Below are 25,135 nucleotides of genomic sequence, written 5' to 3' on the forward strand. Positions count from 1 at the left end.
CTTCCCGCGCGGCTGGGCTGTTCGGTATGGATTCCCGGAAATGACTTGAAGCTGAAACGTTTAGAACTATTTTGCTCTTATGGAAGGGGATGAGGGATTTTCTCACTACTCTGAGGACGATGTGCGACGCCTGTATCCGAACCTCCGTGCGATGGCGGGCCAACGGATGGCGTTCGAGCGCGATGGGCAGACGTTGCAGCCGACGGCGCTTGCCCACGAGGCCTGGCTCCGCATGCGCAGCAGCGGTGATTCGAGTTGGAGGAACAATGCCCATTTCTTCGCCGCCGCCGCCGAGACCATGCGCCGGATCCTCATCGACCGTGCACGACGCCGCAAGTGCGTGAGGCACGCGGGGAATCTGGAACGGGTCCAGATGACCGCTGCCGAAGATAAGCCGCTCGACGATGACGAGCCGGCCTTGCTGGTCGACGCAGCTTTGGAGAGGCTGCAGAAGACCGACCCGTTGCGTGCCAAGGTAGTGGTATTGAAGTTCTTCGGTGGACTGACGAATCAGGAAGTGGCGAAAGAGATGAGCGTCACCGAAAGGACGGTCGAGCGCTACTGGATGTATTCGAAAGCCTGGTTGTTCCGGGAAATCAGGAGAAATCGGTAATTTTCTGTCGGGTCTTGGTCTGGATTTTCGCCATTATTATAAGAAACATTGAAGTCACTGCGACCAAACTCCGAAGACCCATGAAAGACGCCGTCAATCCAGCGGCGGAAGATTCAGGCGTGCTTGCGATAGAGAACGCGATCTTCGAAACGGCCTTGCAGATTCCGGACCCCGCGCAGCGTCGCGCATTCCTCGAAAAAACCTATCAAGGCGATTCCCAAGGACGCGAGGATATGGACGACCTGCTCAAATTGGCGGGAACATCGTCCGCTTTCTTTCTCGAAGGGCTCCTGCAAACCGCGGAACTCGCCCAACAGGTCATCGACGAATTTCCGAGCGACGAATTTCCCGACGACGATTCATCGAACGAACCATTCTCAAGTGGGGAAACGGAAGGAAGTCGGATCGGTCGATACACGTTGGTGCGCAAAATCGACGAGGGTGGCTGTGGTGAAGTCTTCGAAGCGGTCCAAGACGGCATGACGCGTCCGGTCGCGCTGAAAATCATCCGCACCGGCATGGACACCGAGTCGGTCGTTTCCCGCTTCGAGGCGGAGCGTCAGACGTTGGAAATCATGGAGCACCCTAACATCGCCCGCGTCCTGGATGCGGGGAGGACGTCGAAAGGCCGGCCTTATTTCGTGATGGAGCTTGTCCGGGGCTCCCGGATCACCAGCTTTTGCGAATCCGAGCAACTTACGATTCATGCGCGGTTCGAGCTTTTTTTGGACGTCTGCAACGCGATCCAGCATGCCCATCAAAAAGGCATCGTCCACCGCGACATCAAACCGTCTAACATTCTTGTCGATAATGTTGATGGAATCCTCATCCCCAAGGTCATCGACTTCGGGATCGCGAAGGCGATGCAGGGTCCGTCTCGCGGCCGCGGAGGGATCACGCAGATCGGTCAGTTCATTGGCACGCCGGCTTATATGAGCCCCGAGCAGATCGACATGGGTGGCATGGACATCGACACCCGTGCGGACATTTACAGTCTGGGTGCCTTGCTCTACGAACTGCTCGCCGGGCGTCCGCCATTCGATACCGAGAAACTGTTGGAATCCGGTGTTACGGAAATGCGCCGTGTCCTGATAGAGGACTATCCTCCGAGGCCGTCCGAAGCGGTCCGGATTTCGGAGGGAGGCGAGAGGGGGAGCATCCTGCCGGGCCCGCGGGACAAGTGGGCTAACACCCTGCGCGGCGAGCCCGACTGGATCGTTTTCAAAGCCATGGAGAAGGAGCGGGATCGCCGCTATCAGACGGCGAACGGCCTGGCGATGGACATCCGACGCTACCTGCAGAACGAGCCGGTGATTGCACGGAAACCGAGCCGCGGCTATTTCCTGCGCAAGTTCTTGCAGCGGAACCGCGCGGCCTGCGTCCTCGGCGCCGCGGTGCTTTTCTCAGTGCTCGGCGGCTTCGCCACCACTACCGTCCTCTATTTCCGGGAAAAGAACGCGCTCGCTGAACAAGCGAGACTCCAGCGGCAAGTCCAAGCTCGCGCGAACGTGTCGCGGGCTGCCATCCTCCTCAGCGATGGCAACATCGAGGAAGCCGACAGCGTGCTACGGAAGGATCCGCTGGAGTCAATCGATCCGTCGCCCGAAGCTGCCGAGGTGTTCCGCTCGCTGGGACGATGGAATGCTGTCTTCGGCCGCTGGCCGCAGGCGGCCTATTGCTTCCGCCTGATGAACAAGGCCAACCGAATGGGTGATCCCGTCCGGATCGCGGAAGGGCTGGACCTGCTTGTGACTGCCCCGTCTTACTTGGAAGCCCGCGATAAGAAAGGCTACGAGAGCTTCCGTGCTGAGATGCTCGACCGTTACGTGCCGGCGCAGAGCGGGATGCAGGCCGAGCACGTGTTGAAAGCCTGCCTGCTGCTTCCGGCGGACCGACCCACCATGGAAAGACTCAGGAGTTCCGCTGAGGTCTGCCGGAAGAATGTGACCGGCAAGTCCGGCAGGATCGGCTTGGCGGATTGGAACTCGCTTGCGCTGTCCCTCTTTTGCTACCGCGATGGCGACTACGAGGAAGCGATCCGGCAAGCGGACAAATGTCTCCATTTCAAGGACAACAAGGGAAGCCGCTCTTGCGCGGTGCGATGCGTGCTGGCCATGTCGCGCTTCGCGCAGGGCGAGGTCGAAGAAGCCCGGCACCAGTTGGAGACGGCGAAGGCTGACACTCAAAGCGTGGAATCCAGGATCGACGAATCGGGAGTTCCTCCGATTGGCACTTGGTTCGCCTGGTCAGTCGTACGGATACTGGTGCGTGAAGCGGAGGCCACGCTCGCCAAGTAGCGCTGGTTTCCCCAGCTGAATCGCCGGATCCCTAGGATGCATGTATCTCTGATACAGGCGCTTTTACGCGGCAGGATGCCTTTCGCAAATCGTCAGGGAGGTGGGTGAGGGCCCGGGAAAATGCACTCGCGAAAAAAATATGTCGGGTTTCGGACGAGAATCTCGCCTGACGTTCGAAGGAAGGGAGATCCCTTTCCGCTTAAAACCCCTCCGACTCAAAAATGCGTGCACGCCTCTCGTGACGCAACCCTCAACCATACCGATTCATCTCCATCCTATCGCATGAAAACCACCCTCTCCCTCAACGTCATTCTTCTTTGCTTGATGTTGCCATCCTCCGCTGCCGATAAGGGCCTGCCCAACATTCTGACCAACGCGGAAAAGGACACCGGTTGGCGATTGCTATGGGACGGCAAGACGTCGGATTGCTGGCGTTCGCCCAAGTCGGATTCCTTCCCGTCAAAAGGATGGGAGATCAAAGATGGCGTCCTCACCGTGCAGCCCAGCGGCGGGGGAGAATCCGGCGGTGGTGGCGATATCATCTCGAAGGAGCGGTTCTCGAATTTCGAACTACAGGCAGATTTTAAAATAACCAAAGGTGCTAACAGCGGCATCAAGTATTTTGTCCAGCCGGATCTGAAACCGATTGATAAAGTGACAGGCAAGCCCGCTAAGACCGGTTCGGCCATCGGGCTTGAATTCCAAATCCTCGATGATGCGAACCATCCCGATGCCAAGTTGGGAAGAAATGGCGACCGCACCATTGGCTCGCTTTACGATCTGATGCCCGCCGCCGGGACCAAGAAGGTGAACCCCATCGGCGAATGGAACACAGCCCGCATTCTGGTTGCGGGAAAACATGTCGAACATTGGCTCAACGGCGAGAAAGTCCTCGAATATGAGCGCGGCTCGGAGGGATACCGCAACGACGTTGCCAAGAGCAAATTCAAGAGTATCCCGGAATTCGGCGAATGGACGGACGGACACATCCTGCTGCAGGACCATGGAAATCAAGTGTCCTACCGGAACATCAAAATCCGCGTGCCGGCAAAGCCATAAGTTAGAGTCACTCGAAAAGATTTGTCTCATGAAAAACCAAATTTCCAATACCCCGCTGTCCTCTGGCATCCCCCGGCGCTCGTTTCTGAAAGGAGCCCTCGCCACCGGTGCCCTCACCGTCGGCTTCCCTAACATTCTGCGGGCCGCATCCGGCGACAAGGTGCGCCTTGCCTGCATCGGCATCGGCAACCGCGGAGCCGACGATGTGCGGGAACTCCACAAAACCGGCTTGGCCGAAATCGTGGCGTTGTGCGACACCGATATGGGTTCCAAACCCACCGAGCCGGTCCTGAAGCTGTTTCCCAACGTCCCGCGCTTCCAGGATTTCCGCAAGATGTTCGACAAGATGGGGAAGGATATCGATGCCGTCTGCATCGCGACCCCGGATTTCTCACACTTCCCGATCGCCATGCTCGCGATGTCCCTGGGCAAGCACATCTATGTCGAGAAACCGATGGCGCACAGTTTCCTCCAGATCGAACTGATGATGGCCGCCGAAAAGAAATACAAGGTCGCCTGCCAGATGGGCAACCAAGGCCACTCCGAGGGAAACTACTTTCAGTTCAAAACCTGGGTGGATGCGGGGATCATCAGGAACGTCACAAAGATCACCGCGTTCATGAACAATTCGCGCCGCTGGCACGGCATGAAGGTGGACGGTTATCTGCCCGAGCAACCGGTGCCCGAATCGCTCGATTGGGAGTGCTGGCTCGCGACCGCCCAACAGCATGCCTATAACAAAGGTTATACCAACGGCGACTGGCGCTCATGGTTCGACTTCGGCAACGGCGCGCTCGGCGACTGGGGAGCACATATCTTCGACACATCACACGAATTCCTCAACCTCGGGCTTCCTACCGAAGTGGAGCCGAAACTCGAAGGCTACAACCCGCTCATTTTCCCCCAGGCTTCGACTTTGGCGTTCCGATTCCCGGCCCGCGGCTCTCAGCCGCCGGTGGAGCTCACCTGGTATGACGGACAGCAAAATCTGCCGCCGCTCCCCGCCAATTTCGGTGAAGCGGTGGTGGATCCTAACATTCCTCCGCCATCTTCAGGCAGTGTCGACACGAAGCGGCGGCCTCCTGGAAAAGTGATTTACGGCGAGGATCTGGTCTTCAAGGGAGGCACTCACGGCTCGACTCTACAGATCATCGGCGGAGATAGGGCAAAGGACGTCGAATCCAAATTGCCGAAAATTCCCCGCAGTCCCTCGAATCATGCGGCCAACTTCCTCAAGGCGGCAAAAGGGGAAGAGCAGTGCCGCTCCAACTTCGCTGTGGCCGGTCCGCTTTGTCAGGCCATGGCCATCGGCATCATTGCGCAACGGGTGAATGCCACGGTGAAATTCGATTCGGCGAGCAAACAGATCACCAATCACAAAATCGCCAATGAACTATTGAAGGGCGTGCCGCCTCGCCAGGATTGGATGCAATACTACAAGTTATGAAAAGCACCGCGAAGATTCGCGTGAAGAGTCGGAATTTCGCGCGAAATTGCTAGATCCTAAGAATGAGAAAACCAGCCCGCGATGGGCAAACGATACAAAAAACCTGAAACAATCCAACCCTATCTATTTCTAACTAAATCCAAACCCACCATTTATTCATATGAAACTCAAAAACCCATTGAATCATTTTATACCGAGAGCTTCGTCTTTAGTCAGCACGCTTGTTTTCTGCCAATTCGCGTCCCACGCCGTTGCGGCGACCTTCGTCTGGGACGGCAATGGCACCGGGGCGACAGCCCTGGACGTAGCTGCCAACTGGAGCTCGAACACACTTCCCGCGGCCGCCGCAGGCAGCGTCGGTCAATTCGATGGAAGCGTTGCAGGGAACCTGACGCTCACTGCAACCAGCAACGGTGCCGCCGCCCAGCCGTGGAGCGTCAGCGTAACGGCGGGGCAAGACTCCTCCCTGACCCTCGACCCCAGCCCTACCGCCAATACCGTGCGGCTTTACAACATCACGATCGACGCTGGAGCGTTTGAGAATGCAAGCGCCGCTCTTTCTCTGGGAGACGGCACGGGGACCGGAACCACCAGTGCGGTTTTTACCTTCGGCAATGCGACGTCACCTTATACGGCCAACGCTCTCACCAATAACTCGGCGGCCACGGCCATCATCCAGCCGGATGTGCAATTCGGCAGCGGCGGTGCCACCAATCGAACGGTTACATTCGCGGGTTCAGGCAATTGGAACGTGAATGCTCCGTTGGGTATCACGGTTGCCGGCGGCAATGGATCGATCGCAGTGGTAAAATCCGGAGGCGGCGCCCTTACCTTTAATTCCGCCAACACCTTCACCGGTGGTCTCGCGCTGAACCAGGGCACATTGAACCTCAACAATGCCACGGCACTCGGTGCTGCGGCGGGCACGCTAACGATTGCCGGAGGAGTCACGATCGATAACACCAGCGGTTCGGGCAAAACCCTCACCAACAACAATCCGCAAATTTGGAATGGTGACTTCACCTTCAGCACGGGTGCGAGCACCACTGCGAACGACCTTAGCTTGGGAGCCGGCGCAGTCAGCTTGGGAACCGTAGCGGGCACCAGCCGGACCATCACCACCAACGGGGCCGGATCGTTGATCATCGCCGGTGTGGTGGCGAACGGAACCACCGCTAACAGCATCATCAAGGCGGGCACGGGCAACCTCAGGCTCGACGGGACCAATACCTACACCGGCGGCACCACACTCTCGGCCGGTCAACTCCATCTCGCCAACAATGCCGCGCTGGGCACTGGCACGCTGACGGTGAATGCCGGCGTGGTCGTTCCGAGATTGGCTGCGCGAACGATCTCCAATGCCATCGCTGTTGGAGGCGATTTCGTGGTAGGCCTTGCAGCCACCAATAATCAGATGACCTTTTCGGGTCCCGTCAACTTGGGTGGCGGAACGCGCACGATCACCGTGTTCGATACTACCATCGCTACTGATGTGATCGTTTCCAACGTCATTTCCAACGGTGGCCTCACCAAGGCGGGCGCGGGCACTCTGTCGCTATCTGCTGCTAACACCTTTACCGGGCCAACCAGCGTCACTGGCGGAACCCTTGCTTTGACCAACAGCGCTCCGCTTGACTCCTCGAGCTCGGTCACGATTAACGGAAGCGGTGCCAAGCTCGTCGTTGATGGCTTAGGCTCCGTCCCCACCCCGGTGACACTCACGCAAGGTGGAATCGATGGTAACGGAACCATCGCCTCCCTCACGGTGGCCGATGCTCTTGGAAATACGGTTGCCGCCGGCAATGGCGCAGCGGGCACCCTCACCGTTGGCACACTGAATTTCCAAGGAGCCGCAAGTTTAAACCTGACAAATACAGGAGCTTTCAGCGCCCAGCAGTTGATCGTCACGAATCTCGCGACGAGCGCCTCGGCGGATGTGGTGGTGAATGCCACGGCCAGTAACGGCGTTTGGTCGGACAACACCGACTACAACTTAATCGAATTCACGAACTATCCGTCGGCCGTTGACGCATCGCACTTTACGCTTACCCCTCTTGTCGGCTTGACCCCAAGCCAACACGCATCGCTGGTAAATACGGGAACCGCAATCACGCTGCGAATCACGACCGATGCCCTCTTGTGGACGGGAGCGCAGGATCCCAACTGGACAACGGTGGCGGTGGGAGGTTCAAAAAATTGGACAGATAACGGCAGTCCTGTTGAATATACAAACGGGCGGTCGGTGACCTTCGATGATACATCGGCAGTTTACGATGTGAACGTCGTGGAAAACGTCAGCCCGTCTTCCGTGACCTTTAGTAGTAATTCCGATTACACCGTCTCCAGTACGGGTGGATTTGGCATTCTAACCGGATCTTTGACCAAGAGCGGCTTTGGCAAGGTGACGATCACCACCAATAATTCCTACCCCGGCCCGACCATCATCAATGGTGGAATTCTGGAGACTAACAACGTGCTCGCCAGCAGTTCATCCATCGCCATCAATAACAACGCCGCTTTGGTTTTTGATCTGGCGGCATCGTCGAACGTGTATGCCAACCCCATCACCGGTAACGGTAACGTGACCAAGAATGAAAACGGTAATTTGACCCTTACGGGAGCCAATACCTTCACTGGGAATTTCACCTTGAATGCAGGGGCTTTGAACTTCAACGGTCCTTCGGCTCTGGGAGCGGGTCCGGGAGCACTGGTGATCAACGGCGGCATTCTGGACAACACCAGCGGCGGCGCAATCGTGGCCACTGGCAACAAATTGCAGACTTGGAACACCGACATCACTTTCACGGGCAGCAACAATCTCGACATGGGCAGCGGCACGGTGACCCTCGGAGGCGAAGGGGATCGCACGGTGTCGGTCAGCGCAGGTGACATTCTTACTGTGGGCGAGATCAAGTCCGGCAGCCAAGGTCTGATCATTTCGGGCGGAGGCACGCTCGTCGCGACCAGCACCGGCACCTTCGGGGCTGCCAGCAGCATCGGCGGAGCTCTAACTGTTGGCAGCGGGACCACGCTGCAAATCAATCGCAGCGCGGCGAATAGCGATGCCACGACCGGCGACTTTGTCGCCACGCGTCTGGCGGGGACGGGAACGATCACCAACGGAGCCTTGGCCACCGCGCGTTCGCTGCAAATCAATACGCCGGGGAACTTTACCTTTGGCGGCACCATCGCCAATGGCGGCGCTGCGACACTGGCTTTGAACAAGCAGGGAGCGGGGACGCTTACCCTCACCGGATCAAGTTCCTATTCGGGTTTGACCGCGATCGGCGGCGGCATCATCAACGTGCAAAACAGCAATGCCCTTGGTGCAAGCCAGGTCCTTGTGAACACACAGACACGGTCTGCCGGCATCCAGCTACAAGGTAATATCAGCATTCCAAGCACCGTCACATTCACCCTGAGCAATGACGGTACTTCGGGAGCTACGGTACCCTATGCCATTGCCAACGTCAGCGGCGACAACACCATCAATGGCGTGATTACGATGACCAGCGGTGGCGGTGCCACCATCATCCAGTCGGACGCCGGCACGTTGACACTGGCAGGGAACATCACCAGCGATCAGGTCCGCACGCTGATCCTGCAGGGTGCCTCCACCGGTGCCAACACCGTTAGCGGAACCATCATCAACGGCACTGGCGTGAACTCGGTTGAAAAACGCGGTCCGGGCGTTTGGACGCTGACGGGAACCAATACCTATACCGGAGTCACCACCATCAGCGAAGGGACCTTGCAACTGGGCAACGGCACCACCGACGGCACGATCGGCACCAGCAGCAGCGTCGTCAACAATGCGGCGCTCATCTACAACTGGACCACGAACCACACGGCCGGCTATGTCATCAGCGGCAGTGGCTCCGTCACCAAAAACGGTGCCGGCACCGCCAGTTTGACAGGAGCCAACACCTACACAGGAACGACCACCGTCAATGCCGGTGAACTCGCCGTCAACGGTACCTCCATCGCCAATGCGGGCACGGTGGTGATCAACGGCGGCAAAGTGAATCTAACAAATACCGAAACCGTGGACAAGTTGTTCTTCGGCGGTGTCCAACAGCCCGCTGGCAACTACACGTCCGCGGGTGACGGCACCCACTTCTCTGGTGCCGGAACCCTCATTGTCATCTCCGGCCCACCCGGTTTTGCGACCTGGGCTTCGGCCAACGGTGCTACGGGTCAAACCCCGGGCGACGACCATGATAACGATGGCGTGAAAAACGGCGTCGAGTTCTTTGTCGGCGGGGGAACGGGTTTCACAGCCCTCCCGTCGGTGGTGGTGAATGCGGGTGTCAGAACAGTTAGCTGGCCCAAGAGTGCGGCCTTTACCGGTTCATATGAGGTGCAGGTGTCGTCCGATCTAAACAGTTGGGCTGCCGCTGCTGGCGGATCAGTGACAGACAATGGCACCACGGTGGTCTTCAGGTTTCCCTCGGGTCCAACGATTCGCTTCGTCCGTCTGGTCGTAACGCCAAGCTGAACTTCCTCCGTTGCTGGCGGCCGCTTCATTTCAAACCGAAGCGGCCGCCCTGCGGCCAGGATCGATTCTAAGGAATTGGTGTTTTTCTATTCTTATTTGCTTTGGAATGTGGCTCTCGCGAAATCCATCACTCGTGCCTGAGCTTCAAGTGATATGCTGGATCTACCAATGTCCTTCTGGATGAAATGAGTCGCGTGGCCAAGAAGTCCGCATTCATTTAGAAAATGAATTAGCCCCATTGCGACATACTCCTGTCCATCGACGGGAACAAGCGAGAAGGCCCCCGCCTCAATCAGCGCGATTGCCTGCCCTGCGATCGCTTCGAGTTCCTCCGGTAAAAGGGTGTCTAACTATTGATCAAGTGCTATCGCCGCCGTTGTTCCCAGCGCGTTCGATAGTTGGATCTCGTCGATGACGCCCAAGCTTGCAGCGCCCGCAAGCGCCAATACTTGGCTTTGAGGACCAAACTCGTCTCTGATTTCTTCGGCGGCACTGGCCGCAAAATCCCTGATAGAATCACAGTCTGTGAATTTCAGAAGGCCATGAAAAATATCCGACAAAACAGTCTGGCTCGTTTCCAGCTTGCTCTCGCTACGCCAGACGGAAAGGAGGATGCCAGCAGCAATCGAGGGGATTGTTATTTCGAGAGCGAGTCCGCGTTGAAGTTGATCGGGTTCGATAGCAAGGGGGATCAGGTGAGTGCCATTCACTCCGAACGGAGTGCAGTCCGCTGCGACCCACGCGACGACCTTGCTGCGGTATTCGTGCATTCCTCATTCTGCTACCAAAGCGGCCATATGCGCAATGCCAACCAGCACCCCGCCCCACCCCCCGAATCGCATCCGACAAACCTCTATCGGGGACACCTACAAAATTTTCCAAATTTTGAAAATTTTCCCTGCATGTTGAAGGGTTTGTTGGCTGGTGTTGGTTCTAATGGGTGATTGACAGACACGGCGCAGACAGCCGCTATGGCGGGCATATGTGCCGCCCATTGCCGAAACGCGTTCTATCACGCGCACGTCCAGCGAACGCTAGGCCTCTCCCTAATGGGCTGCGGCGGAGTTGCTACCGATTGCGGGTAGTCTATTTCGTTTTGCACTTCGACGGCCATTTCGCTGTGGAGCCGGACCTATGCCGCGTGCCCGCCTTGCTTGCCGGTGGATTCACCCAGCTCTTCACGATCCCGGCCCGAAGGTCGGCATGGTGGCGGGCTGGGTTCGTTGCTATCGGCTACATCGGATGCTTTGCCGCTTTCGCAGCAGGCTATTGAACCGCTGGGTTGCGGCGTCGTCTATTCGTCAAAATCGGGCTGAGTCGGGAATCAAATTCAACTCCTCATTAATCTTTTCAATGATCGCTTCAATTACCGGAGGGACCGGCAACGGAATAGTGAAAATGGAAGGGCCAGCGAAAAACTTCGAAATTGGCCCCCCATGTTGGAAATACTTGTGATAGTCGGTAACGGTTAGCGGGGTGGGGTAGCGCCCCTCCCACATGATGATGCCCTCCAAGGCATCAAGAGCATCGAATTCGGATGCCGACAAATCTACTCCCGTCGCACGGGCGATCTCGCCAAGGTTGTGCGTGGTCAATTTCGAAGTTGGATCGGCCAAGGCCGCCAGATGCCGCTGATTTGTAACCGAGTTGATCGCTGCGTGATTCTTGCCGCACCAAAGTCCTTTCAGCAGGTTCTCAACGCAGAGTGCCAACAAGAGCAGTCCGACTTCGAATTCCATGAACTCTTCGAACACATCATCTTCCTCCGCTGCGAATTGCGCTCTTTCCGAGCAAAAGCTCTCGGCCCCTTCTTTCGCGGCAGCGGCGCGTCGCAAAATTGATATACCTGCCCTGTGAAGTCTCGCAGCTTTAAATCTCCAAGCATGCTGCGACCGAATCGCGTTGTCGAAAAAGTGTTGAGCAGTTCTTTGTTGCATAGGATTTTACTAGATCATCGGTTTTTCCTAATCCGGGTCGCAATGTCCTCGTTGCGATCCGCCGTGGAAAGCTGGAAAATGTCGTGACTGGCAGCATTTACCGCGAGCAAGCCGTGCATGATTGCATCGGCTATTGCTCTCGCAAGATGCTCGTCCTTTTGTCCGATTGTCTGGATCGCCTGCTGCGCCTTTTCAAGATGGTAGCCAATTATTGCTTCTTGTCGGTCAGCGCCGTCGTCCACGGCGTCCTCGATTTTATCTTCCGCATCTTCCGGTATGTTGGCATCGACGTTGTAAAAGTTCACACGTCACGCTTGTGACTCCTGCGACTGGTGGGAAGCTACTTCTTGCGATGGCCGCTACTTTTTAAGGGCACAGAAGCGGCAACGGTTTTCAAAGCTGCTAGGCTTTTCGCTAGGCTTTCATTTTCTGTAAGCTATTGAAAATGAATGGCGGAGAGGGAGGGATTCGAACCCTCGGTGAGTATTACCCCACGTCTGATTTCGAATCAGGTGCCATAGACCACTCGACCACCTCTCCTTGCAGGGGCGCAAAAATTGGACGGGCGTCAGTGGTTTGTAAAGCTTTCAATTTCACTTAATCCGGGAAAACAATCGCCCGGTGTCCGTCGATGATGGTGCGGTCGTGGACGTGGAAGCGAATACCCTTGGCCAGTGCGATGCGCTCGCAGTGGCGGCCCAGCCGGACAAGGTCGTTCGGCGTGTGGAAATGCTGCACGCGGTCGACTTCCTGCTCGATGATGGGCCCGGCATCGAGATCCGCAGTGACGTAGTGGCAGGTAGCTCCGATCAATTTTACACCGCGTTCGTAGGCCTGTTTGTAGGGATTTGCGCCGATGAAAGCAGGCAGGAAACTGTGATGGATGTTGATGATCCGACCGGCGAAGTCCTTGCAGAAATCGTTGGGCAGGATCTGCATGAAACGGGCGAGCACGATGAGTTCCACATCCTGTTCGACGATGAACTCGCGGATCCGCGCAAAGCCAGCCTCGCGGTTGTCGCCGTCCATTTCGATTTCATGGAACGGAATGTTAGCCCGTTCCGCGGTGGCCCGGCAATTGCTGCGGTTGCCGATGATGGAGGTGATTTCGATGGGCAGTTCGTCGAGTTCCGCCCGCCACAGGATTTCGTTCAGGCAGTGGTCGGTTTTCGTGACCAGAACCGCCGTTTTCATCCGATAGGGGAGGCGGCGGAAATGCCAATCAGCATGAAGCGAGCGCCCGAGCGTGCCGAAACCGTCGATGAAATCCTGGACGTCCACATCCAGATCCATGGTTTCAATTTCCAATCTGGCGAAAAACTTGCCGCCAAGCTGGTCGGAAAACTGGGCGAGCTCGACGAGGTTGCCGCGATGGCCGGCGACGTAGTTCGCGACCTTGGCGACAATGCCGGGCTGGTCGTGGCAACTGAGCTTGAGGATTAATCCGCGTCTGGACATGAGGCGCGAGATTGGGAGTCCGACCGACTGGCGTCAATCATCGCCCGTGACGTCCACTACGGTTGCGGCGCGGAAGAGGCCGTCAACTCTGGTGCCGTTGCCGCAGGTTCAGCCTTGGGAAGAGGTGCTGGCTTGGTGCCGACCAGTGCTTTGGGCGAAACCGTCGTCTGGAAATCGATGCCCTGCCGCGATGACAGGGTCAGCAATAGGACCGAAAAAAGCATGGTGGATAGAACTCCTGCCAGACCCGCCAACCACCAGCGGTGGCTTCCCAAATGAGGTGCGCCGATGCCCGGCTCGTCAATGACCGGCGGGCTGGCGCGCCGCACGATCGCATCGATCACCTGCGGGGGGACTTCAGCCCCGCGGAAAGGGGTTGCTGGAGAAAGCTGCCATCCGGCGTAGTCCATGTCATCCACCGCAAGCACCAAATCTTCCGGATAAGCCACACTGCGGGTGGACCTCGGGCCACTTACCAACGCGGCGACCACCGCTTCGTCCACGAATCCTTCCCTCTCCATCTGGAGCGACGGGCAATCCTCTTCATTGCGGATCGATGGCAGCGGGCTGAGTCTGAGTGAATTCATGGTCGGCTTGGTGGATCGATCAATTTCATATGATGAAAATCGGGAAACGTCAATTTCTAATGTTTCTTAAGTAATTTGCCGGTCCGACGGGAAGGCGGAGGGAATCCGCCCAATTGCCGGTTAGAGCCGTCTGATGCTTGGTGTTGCAATCACAGGGGAATGCATGAAGAGTCTTTGCAACGACATGTCTTCACCCAACCCTGACGATTCACTTTTGCTGATTCGCTGTCCGTCGTGCGGGCAGCGTTTCAAAGTCGGAGAGGATTTGCGCGAGAGAACCGTGGAATGCGGCGGCTGCGAGCATCGGTTCCGGATCAACGACGAAGTCATCGTCAGGAGCCGCAAGGTCTATCCCGGCGAGCGCCACAACTCCGGACTGAACCGATTCCAGCGGGTGCCTCTGGCTGGCGGCGAGAAAATGATCGGGATGGAGCCTGTCCGTTATGGCGGGGTTCCGGACCCGGCCCTGCTCGAACCGGTATCGCCTTTGCGCATCATCACCGGTATTGCAGGGGCTACGGGGATCGTGCTGATGGCGCTGGTGCTGATGTTTGGCAACAGCCGCGGTGGCATCCTTGATGGCATGGAGATGGGAAACCGTCTGGTGATGGGTGGCTTTGCCGCGGTCATGGGCATCCTGATGTTAGGGTATGCCAATCCAAAAGCGAAGGTGAAGGCGATGTCGGTGGGACTGCTGATGAGTGCCGGCATGATGGCGATCCCGTTTTTCTTCGATACCGGATCCCAGGATCTCTCCAAAAGAAACGGCAAGACGGCGGAAACCGTCGAACCGTCGACAACTTCGGAAGTCTCCGAATCCTCCGATGAAAAAATGCTTTCCGCATTGCGCAACCGCATCGGAACCGGGCCCTTGGATACTGAGATTGAGCGCCTTGCCAAAGAAGGAAGTTCAAAACGGGCGGTCGGCCTCTGGCTTCGCGGCATGAGCGATCCCAACCGTTTCCTGGTGCGGGATTACATCCTGCGCGTCACCGATGCGGACCCGTCGTCCCACTTCTATCCGCGCGACGGCGGCGATTTTCTGATGGTCGTTACGGGCATCACCTGCACTCTTCAGGAGCTCTCCGGGTATGCCGCCATGCTGGGACAGACCGAGAAAATCTATCCGGAGCTCTCGGTGATCGAAGTCAGGGTCCGCAACGAAAATTTCGTCGAAGGCTCGATGGACAAACTCTCCGATAAGAACGATCCGGCATTCTATGACCTCAACAAGCGGGAGCTCGAGAGCATCGATCTGAAGCGGGTGGAGCGGGCGGTCCAGCGTCTCTCGGAAGCGGAACCGAAAATCTATCGTACGGATATCGCCCGCAAGCTGATTGATTTGTTAGGCGAGGATGGCGTCACCTTCAAAGCTCCTGTTTGCCGGGCCCTGACGGTTTGGTCCGAACAACCCGGTCTCGCCGGAGAGGCCGCACTGGTGGAAGTGAAAAAACGGATGGCGACGAAACAGGAGATTCCCAAGGAAATGGTCGCCCTCATCGTGAAGGAGAAGAATACCGCCGTCGTGCCAATCCTTAATGAACTTTGGTTGAAGAACCCGATGATTTGGGAGTCGATTTATGGCGACGTTGGCCCAGCGGCGGAAGCTTCCGTGGTCAGGAGTCTGCCAGAGACCGAGGGAACTGTCCGATACTCGGCCGTGCGGATCCTCGGCAGGGTGGGAGGAACTGACAGTCTGCCAGTTCTGAAAGCAGTCGGTGCCGCGACTGATCCGGAACTCAAAGTTCTCGTCGAACAAGCGTCGAAATCCATTCTCGCAAGAGCGGGTCAATAATCTCCGACATTTGAAACTTCTTGGCAATAGCGTGCAAATCGCCTTGCGATAAGCCCCGGTTTCCATAAGCCTCGCGTGCCTCTCGTTTCGCGCCAAGCTGGGATAATCCGGGGGGAGAATTCCAGCCGCGCGAGGCGGGGGGCCTCGGGGAAATCAAGCTCCTTGGGCCGGTTCCAATTCCGGATTTTCCCGCAACTGCCGTTCCCAGATAAAACGGCGGAACAGCACCTTGACCGCCGCGGTCAATGGGACGGCGAGCAGCGCTCCGACGAAACCGCCCAGCACCAGCGACCAGAACAGCATCGAAAAGATCACAGTGAGCGGATGCAGTCCCACGGAATCGCCCACGATTTTCGGTGCGGTGACCAGTGAGTTGATCTGCTGCACGACGACGAAGATCCCGACCACACAGCCGACGTAAGCCCAGGGGCTCAGTCCGAAAGGAGCCGCCCCTTGTGCATGGAGATAGGCGATGATGCAGGCCGGGATCAGGCACAGGATGTTCCCGATGTAGGGGATCACTCCGAGAATGGCCATGAAGACTCCTATCAGAAAGCCGTAGGGAAGTCCGAAAATCGTTAGTGCGATGCCCACCAGAATTCCGTCGATGGCGGCCACCAGCACCTGGCCGCGGAAGAATGAGACGAGGTAACCGTTGATCTCCTGCAGCGTGCCCACCAGCTCGGTCTTGAAGCGCGAGGCCTTGAGCGGGACGTAGTCATGCCAGTGGGTCCGGATGGATGCGGAGTCCTTGAGAAAGAAAAACAGATAGACCGGCACCATGATCATGCCGATGATCAGCCCGAAAAATCCCAATACCTTGGTGGATCCTGCTGTTAGCCACGTCTTGCCGGTTTTGAAAATCACATCCACGTTTTCCACGATCATCCGTCCGCCGCGGGATCTGGCGAAGGATTCCAGCGTTTCAGGCTCGGCCGGTTTATCCGCAACGGCCACCACGGGCGCGCCCTGTTCGTCAACTTCCGTTAGCAGCCAGCCGACGGGCCCGCCACGATGCCGGACGCGCAGGTCCTGGAGCGAGCGTACGAGCGCGGGAGCGAGGTGGTCGGCGTTGTCGCTGTTTTCACCCTCGCCATCGGCACGGGTGGTAAGGGTGGCTGCCGGCGGGGACGAAAGATACTTGCGCAAAGCGCCGTGACTTCGCTGGACGCCGGGCAGGACTGCCGCGACAAGCAGGGTTACTCCTAGCAGGATCGCGAGAAACAGCGTGATCACCGACCACATGCGGGTCATCCCGCGTTTTTCGAGGAAGATGACCACCGGCTCCACCACATACGCGACGATGCCCGCGACGACCAGCGGAACGAGCACCGGCTGGAGAAATCCGAAGATGTATCCCACCAGCCAGATCAAGCCGACGAGGAGGGCTCCGAGCACGAGGATCGAAACTCCCGTGGCGGCGTTCCACAGGGTTTTCTGTTGAAATGGGGTCGGATAACGCATGAATGGCATCTGTCTCGCGCAGTCTTATGAAGGCTGCCGCAGGACTTACCAATTACAAAACGTCCTGACTTTCGGACGGCTCCGCCGCCTGTTTGGCGATCTTGTCTAACACGCCGTTCACGAACCGTTTCGAATCGGTCGTGCCGAACCGCTTGGCCAGTTCGATCGCCTCGTTCATCGCCACCTTCGGCGGTGTCGCGGCGTGGAGAAGTTCGTAAGTGCCGAGTCGCAGGATCGCGCGGTCCACCGGATCGATCCGTTCGGGGGCGAAGTTCTCGACGACGGCGGCGAGCGTCTCGTCGATCTGCTCCTTTTTTGCGAGAATCGAGTCCACCAGTTCATCGGACTTTTTGCGCAGTGCTCCGATCTCGGCCTTCGAGTCGCGCAGTCGGGCAAGGTCCGCTTGTTCGGGAAATTTTTCGGGTTCCTCCACCATCCGAAGGCGGTCGGAAATGCGTTGGAGCCTGCGGATCGATGCCGCCACCGCTTCCAGTTGGCCTCTCAGTGCCGGGAAATCATCCATGCCTTGAAGGAAACGAAGGCGCGCCATGGCTAGGTCGCGGTCGAGCTTGAAAAGCTTGTCCAAGGCTTCGCTGAAACTTTCCGCCACCGATGCGTCGTCGTCGTCCTTCGGCAAGCGTTCCAGCTTGGCGAAATTCATGCTCCAGCCGGATTCCATTTCGGCGATTCGCTTGAGTTCGAGTTTCAAGACCTCCGCCTGCGGCCAGCCGGACAGCAAGGTGCTGGCCAAAGCGTGCCGCTCGACAAACTCCGCCAACCGGCCTTCGCGACCGTGCGCGAGGTGATGCACCGTGCGGAATGTCGCGAGCTGCAGGCTGCGCCGATCCGACTCGGTCACGAAATCCCAAAACGGTCCGCGCAACTCGGCGGGATCCGCTCCACCTTCCAGGTCGGCGCAATAGAGAAACTGGACGACCGCCTCGCGGATGTGGCGACGGCTAGGCATTGCGATGCTTTTTATGGCTGGGGGTTCGTGGCATGGAGCGGTCGAGTTCCTGGAAAATATCGATCATCGAAGCGGCGGCGCGGGCGGCTTCCTTGCCGCGGTTGAGCTGTGCTCCGATGCAGCGTGCGTAGGCCTGCTTTTCGTCTTCGACCAGCAAAACTTCATGAATCACCGGACGAAGTGACTCGATGGCCAGTTTCTGCAGCGAATCCGTCACCGAGCGGGCCACCAAATCGGCGTGTGCGGTCGATCCTCGGATGATCAATCCCAAGGCGATGATGCAGGCCGGCGGATCACGATCCAGCACCGAGGCAACCATCACCGGAATTTCAAAGGCACCCGGCACGCGGATCAAATCGACCCGACCTTGCGGCACCAGTTCACCGAGCTCCTCGATGGCGTTGTCCACCATCGCATCGGTGAACTGCTCGTTGTATTTCGAGGCAACGATGCAGATCCGGACTTTCGGTCCAATAATCCGGGGTTTTGGCGGCAACGACGACGACATACGCGGGGTATGGCGGGCAGTGGCGGAAAAGTCAACCGACAGCCTGACGGATTCGTCACCCGCAGGAATTTCGCTTGGCGGGGCCCGGTGGGAAACGAAGATTCCGGCATGGTTTCATTCCACGAGGCGCTGGAGCTTCTGCTGACAAATTCGCCACTGCTGGCGACCGAGCGCTTTCGGTTGGAAAATGCGGCCGGTCGCGTGCTCCGCGAAAATGTCGTGGCGGATAGGCCTTTTCCCGCATTTGACCGGGTGATGATGGATGGCTTTGCGCTGAGGTCCACTGACTGGGTTGCCGGACATCGGAAATTCCGCGTCTCCGGATCCGCACCGGCCGGACGCGCCGCGGCGTCGTTGGACGATGACGTTGGAACTTGTTTGGAAGTCATGACCGGCGCGCCCTGTCCGACAGGGGCCGACATGATCATTCCCGTCGAAGAAGTGACGGGGAAATCTACCGGACACGTTGAATTCAGAGATTCGGCAAATCCCGTCGCCGGCCGTTTCCTTCATCTAGCAGGTAGCGATGCCGCGAAGGGGCAGGTGCTGCTGGAGCCGGGGCGCGTGTTGGGATCGCGGGAAATCGGAGTCGCCGCATCCTGTGGTGCCGCGTGGTTGGAAGTTTCGAAAATCCCGCGCATTGCGGTGATCTCCACCGGCGACGAACTGATTCCCGTGGACGAAATTCCGGCACCGCATCAGATCCGCCAGTCCAACGCCCATTCACTCGCCGCCGCACTAACAGGCCGTGGTGTCCCACCGCAGACTGTCCGCGTTTTGAATGACGACGTCGCCGCAGCCCGGCCGGTCATGGAAGAACTGTTGGGCGATCACGAATGGCTTGTTCTAACGGGAGCTGTCTCGAAAGGCAGTCGCGATTTCGTCCCCGCGCTGCTTTCCGACCTTGGCTGCCGCGTGCTTTTCCACGGCGTGGCGCAACGCCCGGGAAAACCCGCAGGTTGCTGGATCGGCCCGGATGGGCAGGTGATCGTGGCGCTGCCGGGAAATCCTGTTTCCGCGCTGACCGGACTGCACGCATTTGTTTTTCCCGCTCTGGCGGTGGCTTCGGGATTGCCGCGACCCGCCGGACGCAGGGTGGTGATGAACGATCGCACGCAGCATCTTTCTGGTTTCACCCGTCACCTTCCCGTCACCCTCCGCGCCGATGGCAGGGCGGAACCGGCGGTTACGGGAAACAGCGGCGATTTCATCGGCTTGCTCAAGAGCGATGGATTCATCACACTTCCGCCGCAGGGCGATCTTTCCACCGCATATCCCTACACCCCTTGGCTATGAGCAATCCCGATTTCACCCACGTCCGCGAAGGGCAACCGACGATGGTGGACATCACCGGAAAATCCGCCAACCGCCGCACCGCCCTTGCCGAGGCGCGGATGGAACTCGGGGCGGAAATCATTGCGAAGTTCCACGGCAACGACTTGCACGGCCCCAAAGGCCCGGTCTTCCAAACCGCCATCATCGCCGGGACCATGGCCGTCAAGAAAACCAGCGAGCTGATCCCGTTCTGCCATCCACTGCCGGTTGAGAATTGTGAATTCCAAATTATCCCTAACGAAACCGGAGTCGCCATCCGTTGCGAGGTTTCCACCACTGGCAAGACCGGTGTCGAAATGGAAGCCATGACCGGCGCGAGCGTCGCAGCTCTAACGATTTATGACATGTGCAAGGCGATGAACAAGGGCATTCGGATCCACGACCTCCGGCTTATTTCAAAAACCGGCGGCAAGTCCGGCGACTATCACGCATGAACTCCAACGGAAAACTTTGCGGGCTCGTTCTCGCCGGTGGCCGCAGCTCGCGGATGGGGCAGGACAAGGCTGCCCTTGTTCACCCGGACGGCCGGACGCTGCTGCGGCGCTGTTGTGATTTACTCTTCGAGGCGGGTTGCGGATCGGTCGCCATTTCCTTGCGCCACGATCAGGAAATTCCCTCGGGCATGGAGGACTGTGAAATCGTCCGCGACCCGGAAGGGGCAAGCCTCGGGCCGATCGCCGGAATCGTTTCCGGCATGCGCCTGCACCCGGAGGCCGATTGGCTGGTCCTTGCTTGTGATCTTCCGCGACTTGATGCCGCGACGCTTGCCAACCTCATCGAGTCGCGACGCGACGATGAGAAATTCCTTTCCTATCGCAGCGAGTTCGACGGACTGCCGGAACCTCTTTGCGCACTCTACACCCGCGGTGCGCTGCCCGTGTTGGAACAGGCGCAAGTCGATGATTTCCGCTGTCCGCGAAAGATTCTCATCCGCAACGATTGCCGCCTGTTGGAACTCCCGATCCCGCGCGCGCTCGAAAACGCCAATACTCCGGAAGATTGGGAAACCGCCATCGTCCAATGAATTTCAGCGTCTGTTATTTCGGCCTGCTCGCCGAACGCCGCGGCCTGGCGGAGGAACGGATCACCAGCTCCGCCACGACGCCCGGGGCGCTGTATGCCGAGCTTGATGCACGCCACCGGCTGGGGCTTGCCATCGCCGATTTCCGCGTCGCGGTGAACGATGAATTTGTCGCGTGGGACCATCCGTTAGGAGATGGCGATACCATTGCCCTGCTGCCGCCGATGTCCGGTGGTTAGAAATTTCAATCACCATGCCCAACCAATTCTCACTGGTCAGCGCACCCATCGACATTCCGGCTCTGATGGCGGAACTCGACGATCCCGCGGCGGGTGCGGTCGTGACCTTCGATGGACGGGTGAGGAATCACAACGCCGGCCAACCGGTCAGCCATCTCGAATATCAGGCCTATCCGGCGCTGGCGGTTCCGACCGGGCAGCGGATCCTCGAGGAGGAGGCCGCGCGCCACGGAATCATTGCCGTGAGGGCGGTGCATCGCACGGGACCGCTTGCCATTGGCGAAGCAGCGGTCTGGGTTGGCGTGGCGTCCGCGCATCGCGGCCCGGCATTCGACGCTGCGCGGGCCATCATGGAACGGCTGAAATACGAGCTGCCGATCTGGAAAAAGGAAACCTATGCCGACGGCCACACCGAATGGGTCGGACCGGACAACAAGTCCGCGGAAACCGGCCGGGTAGGGGAGCCCGAGTGGCAGGGCGAGTTGTTGGAGATTTGGATTTCCGAAGGCAACGACTTCCGCGGTCGCCATGAAAAAGGACGTTTGGATCACGGAATCCGTGGCGTTCAGGAAATCGAATGCGTCGCGGGAATGGGACTGCGGGGCGATCGCTATTTCGGCTACAAACCGGATTTCAAGGGCCAGGTGACCTTTTTCGATGCGGATACGGTGCAAGCGTTGCGCGACCGGTTTTCCATGCCCGATCTCTCCAGCTCGGTTTTTCGCAGAAACCTGATTGTCCGCGGCATCGATCTCGGGGCATGGGCGGGAAAGCGCTTCCGCTTTCAAGGGATCGAGTTTGAAGCCAGCGAGGAATGCAAACCGTGCTACTGGATGGATGAAGTGGTCGGGCCGGGTGCCGAGGAGTTCATGAAGGCCAATTTCCGCGGCGGGCTTCGCGCTAGAATCCTGTCCGACGGGATTCTGAAGGTGAAATCAGGAAATCCCGATGGTTAGGGAGGGCTGAATTTCAGTTTTACCCAGCTATGGCCGTTTTTGGGACCAGTTGGCCGGAATAGACCCCTCATATTCCTTTCAATCTCCTGATCTTCAGGTAATTTGAAGTCGTTCTGAGCGAGGTCCGCCTCCTTCAAAACTCCAGCCTCAAAAAGCTGGGCCCAGTGTTCCGATCTTGATCTCCGGGGGGAAGTCAATCGGACGAGGCCCCGCCAAATGGCCCAGAAAAAAGCGCGCGTTGCGAGATCCGGGGGGATATCCAACGCGCGCTTTTCTTTTGTCCCGTAAGGAGCGTGGACGCCTCGTCCACGAAGCCGATGCGCTGAGAAAGTCAGGCGCGAAGCTCTTCCCTTCCGCCACCCCCATCGTCACGTGGGCCAAAGTCCCACCCTCCATAGGCTACGCCCGCCCGGTAATGCTGATGATCGACGCCAGCTTCTGACAATTCGCCGCCAACTGCGGATCTTCACGGATTTCCTCCAGCGTCCACGGCAGCCGATAGCGCCAATTTTCACCACCGGACGTTCCGGGGTGATTGAAACGCTCGTCCAAGCTGAACAGCTCGGTGATCATCAGGGTGGCGTATCGCGAGTTGGAGGCAAACAGCGATTTGATCAACCGCAGGCGGATCCCCTCGGTGTAAGGTGGCCACGGCGAGTGATGGGGGATCGGAATCCCCGCGAATTCCGAGAGAATCCGCAACGTGTTGTGAGCTCCTCCGGCGGACCAGGAAGTTTGCTCCGTTGGATGTTCGTGATGCTGCTGGATCACCCTCAGGCAGCCGCGCCAGATGCCGTTGACCGGATCGTGATCGTGGGTCGAGTAAGTGGCGAAGGTGTTTTCGGGAAACGCATTGCCGGGAGTCGGGTGGCCGTGGTCGTTGCAATCCCAGTGGGGAATCCGGAATCCCGCAATCCCGAGATCCGACAAATGCGGACGGACATATTCAGGAACCCATCCGAGGTCTTCCGCGATGACTTCCGCACCTTCCGCCGCAGCAGCTATGGCACGCAATCTAACGTCACCGTCCTCGCGGTTCGCCGCCTTGTTTTCCACCGTATCGTCGGGCCGAAGGAACCAGCACGGGAGACGGCCGCCGTTGATGGCCGCCGCTTGGTCGTGATTCAGTCCGATAAACTCGTGATTGCGTTCCGGATGCCAGGGAAACGCGTAGATCCGATAGAAGCCGAGGATGTGGTCCAGCCGGAAAATTTGAAAAATCCTCGTCAGCCGGGCGATACGTTTTTTCCACCAGGTGAAGCCGTTGGCCTGCATGTGGTCCCAGCGGTAAAGCGGGATGCCCCAGTTCTGGCCCCACTGTTGGAAAAACGGATCGTCCTGGCTCATGCCTTCCGGCGGCGAGCCACCGAACCAATCGAGATGGAAATCACTCTGATCGAAAAACACATCGCACGAATGCCAACTGATCCCGATCGGCACATCGCCCATCAGCTTCACTCCGCGCAGCTCGGCATGCGCGCGCAAGGCCAGCCACTGGCGGAAACACAGCCACTGGACGAAGGCGAAATATCCCAGCCGATAGTCCACGCCCTCCGCATCCGTCAGGCGTTGCTTCGCGATGAACTGGCGCGCTTTTTCAGGATTGCGGCACTCCTGCGGCCACTTGTCCCAGGAAATGGATTCGCCGTGGACCTCCATCAGATAGCGGAAAAGGCAATAGTCATCCAGCCACTCCGCCTCCTTCTTCCTGAACTGCTTCAACTCCTTCGCCAGCGCCGCAGGCGCTTGATCGAAGCGCGACCACGCCAGCTCCAGCAGGTTTCGTTTTACCCCGCGCACGGCCGGGTAGTTCACCAGCGGCGATCCCAGCGCGGCCTTCAACTGGTGACGCGCGTTCGCAAGATCCGCCTCCTGCAGTCCGGGGATTTCCGCCACCTCGCAGGCCAGATAAATCGGATCCAGCGCCGCCGATGAAATGCCGCTGTAGGGACTTTCCTCCGTGCCGTTCTCGTTGATCGGCAGCAGTTGAATGAATCCGACGTGATGCTCCGCCGCCCAGTCGATCCATTCCCGCAGCGCCAGCGTATCGCCGATCCCGAGATCGCCCTCGCGACGTGGGGTGAATGCCGGGATCAGAATTCCTGCGAGGCGTTTTCCATGTGACTGCACGCGCGGGATCTTGGCAGGCGGATGCGATGCGTAAACCCTTGAAATCACCGGGAATCTAACGCCCGATGCGTCGATGCCAGACCACCAAATGAATCGAGGAAAATTTCAGCCGCAAAAAGGCTCAAGAAAACGCAAAAATGGCGATGAAATTGTTTCAGCGAGTCGAAACCCGACTCGCCCCCGGCAATCGGGAGCCGAAGTCATTTCCGTGTTGTCTTTGCGCCCTTTTCGCGCCATTTTGCGGCTAAATTCTTTCCTATCGGTTTGATACTCCAGCCCTGCGCGGCGCATTCCTTTCTTTGACAGATGGGGAATCCCTAGCATAGACTCCGGATGGCGTGAATCCCAAACGCCTCGAAATCAACCAACCAACACCATGAAAATCAGACTCCTGATCCCGGCGCTAGCGCTTCCGCTATTTTTCGCCGCCTGTGACACCAAGGAAACCGCCTCCGAAAAAATGAGCGCCGGGGCCGATAAGGTTTCCGAAGGCGTCAAGGAAATGGCCGACGCCGCCAATCAAAAAACCGACAAGGCCATGGACGACGCGAAGGCCGCCATGGACAAGGTCGGCGAGAAAACCAAGGAAGCCGTCGCCGCCGGTAAGGAAAAGATGGATGCCGCCGCCTCTGAGGCCAAAGCCAAGATGGCCGATACTGCGGAGAGCGTGAAAGCCGCCACCGACAAGGCCGTTGATGACGCAACGAAGGCGGCCGAAGACGCCAAAGAATCAGTCAAGGAAGCCGTTGCTCCGAAATAGAGCAAGCCTGCCAGTCCTCGTGTCCACCAAGCCGGTTCTCCTCACGGGAAACCGGCTTTTTCGT

The 25,135-nt window shown here is 58.2% G+C and carries 21 protein-coding genes and 1 tRNA gene; 12 read left to right on the top strand and 10 right to left on the bottom strand.

Annotated elements, in window-relative coordinates:
• The first annotated feature begins 79 nt into the window (after positions 1-79).
• From ABIQ96_RS25825 to ABIQ96_RS25845, 5 genes are all read left to right on the top strand, one after another.
• A complete protein-coding gene (locus ABIQ96_RS25825) occupies positions 80-613 on the top strand; it encodes an ECF-type sigma factor (RefSeq protein ID WP_348217550.1) in 534 nt (177 codons plus the stop codon).
• 80 nt (positions 614-693) lie between these two features.
• On the top strand, positions 694-2,910 hold the full coding sequence (locus ABIQ96_RS25830; protein ID WP_348217551.1) for a protein kinase: 2,217 nt from the start codon (positions 694-696) through the stop codon (positions 2,908-2,910).
• Positions 2,911-3,192: 282 nt separating this feature from the next.
• The gene (locus tag ABIQ96_RS25835; protein ID WP_348217552.1) at positions 3,193-3,969 is read left to right on the top strand and encodes a DUF1080 domain-containing protein; all 777 of its coding nucleotides are present in this window, start codon (positions 3,193-3,195) and stop codon (positions 3,967-3,969) included.
• Between the two features lie 28 nt (positions 3,970-3,997).
• A complete protein-coding gene (locus tag ABIQ96_RS25840) occupies positions 3,998-5,416 on the top strand; it encodes a Gfo/Idh/MocA family oxidoreductase (protein ID WP_348217553.1) in 1,419 nt (472 codons plus the stop codon).
• 160 nt (positions 5,417-5,576) lie between these two features.
• A complete protein-coding gene (locus ABIQ96_RS25845; RefSeq protein ID WP_348217554.1) occupies positions 5,577-9,914 on the top strand; it encodes an autotransporter-associated beta strand repeat-containing protein in 4,338 nt (1,445 codons plus the stop codon).
• Between the two features lie 350 nt (positions 9,915-10,264).
• Here the strand turns inward: ABIQ96_RS25845 and ABIQ96_RS25850 are convergent, their stop codons facing one another.
• From ABIQ96_RS25850 to ABIQ96_RS25875, 6 genes are all read right to left on the bottom strand, one after another.
• Complete coding sequence (locus ABIQ96_RS25850) at positions 10,265-10,684, bottom strand: hypothetical protein (protein ID WP_348217555.1); 420 nt, start codon at positions 10,682-10,684, stop codon at positions 10,265-10,267.
• A gap of 531 nt (positions 10,685-11,215) precedes the next feature.
• Positions 11,216-11,851 carry a hypothetical protein gene (locus ABIQ96_RS25855; RefSeq protein ID WP_348217556.1) on the bottom strand — a complete coding sequence of 212 codons (636 nt, stop codon included), beginning with the start codon at positions 11,849-11,851 and terminating at the stop codon, positions 11,216-11,218.
• Between the two features lie 14 nt (positions 11,852-11,865).
• On the bottom strand, positions 11,866-12,156 hold the full coding sequence (locus tag ABIQ96_RS25860) for a hypothetical protein (RefSeq protein WP_348217557.1): 291 nt from the start codon (positions 12,154-12,156) through the stop codon (positions 11,866-11,868).
• Between the two features lie 145 nt (positions 12,157-12,301).
• A tRNA-Ser gene (locus tag ABIQ96_RS25865) sits at positions 12,302-12,391 on the bottom strand.
• Positions 12,392-12,448: 57 nt separating this feature from the next.
• Entirely contained in the window at positions 12,449-13,309 is an 861-nt protein-coding gene (gene purU / locus ABIQ96_RS25870; protein ID WP_348217558.1) for a formyltetrahydrofolate deformylase, read from the bottom strand.
• A gap of 56 nt (positions 13,310-13,365) precedes the next feature.
• Positions 13,366-13,896, bottom strand: a complete 531-nt coding sequence (locus ABIQ96_RS25875) for a hypothetical protein (protein WP_348217559.1) — start codon at positions 13,894-13,896, stop codon at positions 13,366-13,368.
• 184 nt (positions 13,897-14,080) lie between these two features.
• Between ABIQ96_RS25875 and ABIQ96_RS25880 the strand changes: the two genes are divergently transcribed.
• Positions 14,081-15,691 carry a hypothetical protein gene (locus ABIQ96_RS25880; protein WP_348217560.1) on the top strand — a complete coding sequence of 537 codons (1,611 nt, stop codon included), beginning with the start codon at positions 14,081-14,083 and terminating at the stop codon, positions 15,689-15,691.
• A gap of 153 nt (positions 15,692-15,844) precedes the next feature.
• On the opposite strand, the gene ABIQ96_RS25885 is transcribed toward ABIQ96_RS25880, so the two are convergent.
• The 3 genes from ABIQ96_RS25885 to ribH are packed head-to-tail and all read right to left on the bottom strand — an operon-like array spanning position 15,845 to position 18,630.
• On the bottom strand, positions 15,845-17,155 hold the full coding sequence (locus ABIQ96_RS25885; RefSeq protein WP_348217561.1) for an AI-2E family transporter: 1,311 nt from the start codon (positions 17,153-17,155) through the stop codon (positions 15,845-15,847).
• Between the two features lie 52 nt (positions 17,156-17,207).
• Complete coding sequence (nusB, locus tag ABIQ96_RS25890) at positions 17,208-18,122, bottom strand: transcription antitermination factor NusB (RefSeq protein WP_348217562.1); 915 nt, start codon at positions 18,120-18,122, stop codon at positions 17,208-17,210.
• Positions 18,115-18,630, bottom strand: a complete 516-nt coding sequence (ribH, locus tag ABIQ96_RS25895) for a 6,7-dimethyl-8-ribityllumazine synthase (protein ID WP_348217563.1) — start codon at positions 18,628-18,630, stop codon at positions 18,115-18,117. The genes nusB and ribH overlap by 8 nt, the downstream gene beginning before the upstream one ends.
• 108 nt (positions 18,631-18,738) lie before the next feature.
• On the opposite strand from ribH, the gene ABIQ96_RS25900 reads away from it, so the two are divergent.
• Genes ABIQ96_RS25900 through ABIQ96_RS25920 form a run of 5 tightly spaced genes read left to right on the top strand, consistent with a single transcriptional unit; the run spans position 18,739 to position 22,181 of the window.
• Positions 18,739-19,926 (top strand): molybdopterin molybdotransferase MoeA, encoded by a 1,188-nt coding sequence (locus tag ABIQ96_RS25900; RefSeq protein ID WP_348217564.1) that lies wholly within the window; start codon positions 18,739-18,741, stop codon positions 19,924-19,926.
• On the top strand, positions 19,923-20,399 hold the full coding sequence (gene moaC / locus ABIQ96_RS25905; RefSeq protein WP_348217565.1) for a cyclic pyranopterin monophosphate synthase MoaC: 477 nt from the start codon (positions 19,923-19,925) through the stop codon (positions 20,397-20,399). The genes ABIQ96_RS25900 and moaC overlap by 4 nt, the downstream gene beginning before the upstream one ends.
• On the top strand, positions 20,396-20,989 hold the full coding sequence (locus ABIQ96_RS25910; RefSeq protein WP_348217566.1) for a molybdenum cofactor guanylyltransferase: 594 nt from the start codon (positions 20,396-20,398) through the stop codon (positions 20,987-20,989). The genes moaC and ABIQ96_RS25910 overlap by 4 nt, the downstream gene beginning before the upstream one ends.
• Entirely contained in the window at positions 20,986-21,225 is a 240-nt protein-coding gene (locus ABIQ96_RS25915; protein WP_348217567.1) for a MoaD/ThiS family protein, read from the top strand. Before ABIQ96_RS25910 ends, ABIQ96_RS25915 begins: the two co-directional genes overlap by 4 nt.
• A 14-nt stretch (positions 21,226-21,239) precedes the next feature.
• Entirely contained in the window at positions 21,240-22,181 is a 942-nt protein-coding gene (locus ABIQ96_RS25920) for a molybdenum cofactor biosynthesis protein MoaE (protein ID WP_348217568.1), read from the top strand.
• 399 nt (positions 22,182-22,580) lie between these two features.
• Here the strand turns inward: ABIQ96_RS25920 and ABIQ96_RS25925 are convergent, their stop codons facing one another.
• Positions 22,581-24,311: a 4-alpha-glucanotransferase gene (locus ABIQ96_RS25925; RefSeq protein WP_348217569.1), complete on the bottom strand. Its 1,731-nt coding sequence runs from the start codon at positions 24,309-24,311 to the stop codon at positions 22,581-22,583.
• Positions 24,312-24,687: 376 nt separating this feature from the next.
• Between ABIQ96_RS25925 and ABIQ96_RS25930 the strand changes: the two genes are divergently transcribed.
• Positions 24,688-25,071, top strand: a complete 384-nt coding sequence (locus tag ABIQ96_RS25930; protein ID WP_348217570.1) for a hypothetical protein — start codon at positions 24,688-24,690, stop codon at positions 25,069-25,071.
• Positions 25,072-25,135 lie beyond the last annotated feature (64 nt).

It is taken from the genome of Luteolibacter sp., from assembly GCF_039920825.1.
GTDB lineage: Bacteria > Verrucomicrobiota > Verrucomicrobiia > Verrucomicrobiales > Akkermansiaceae > Luteolibacter.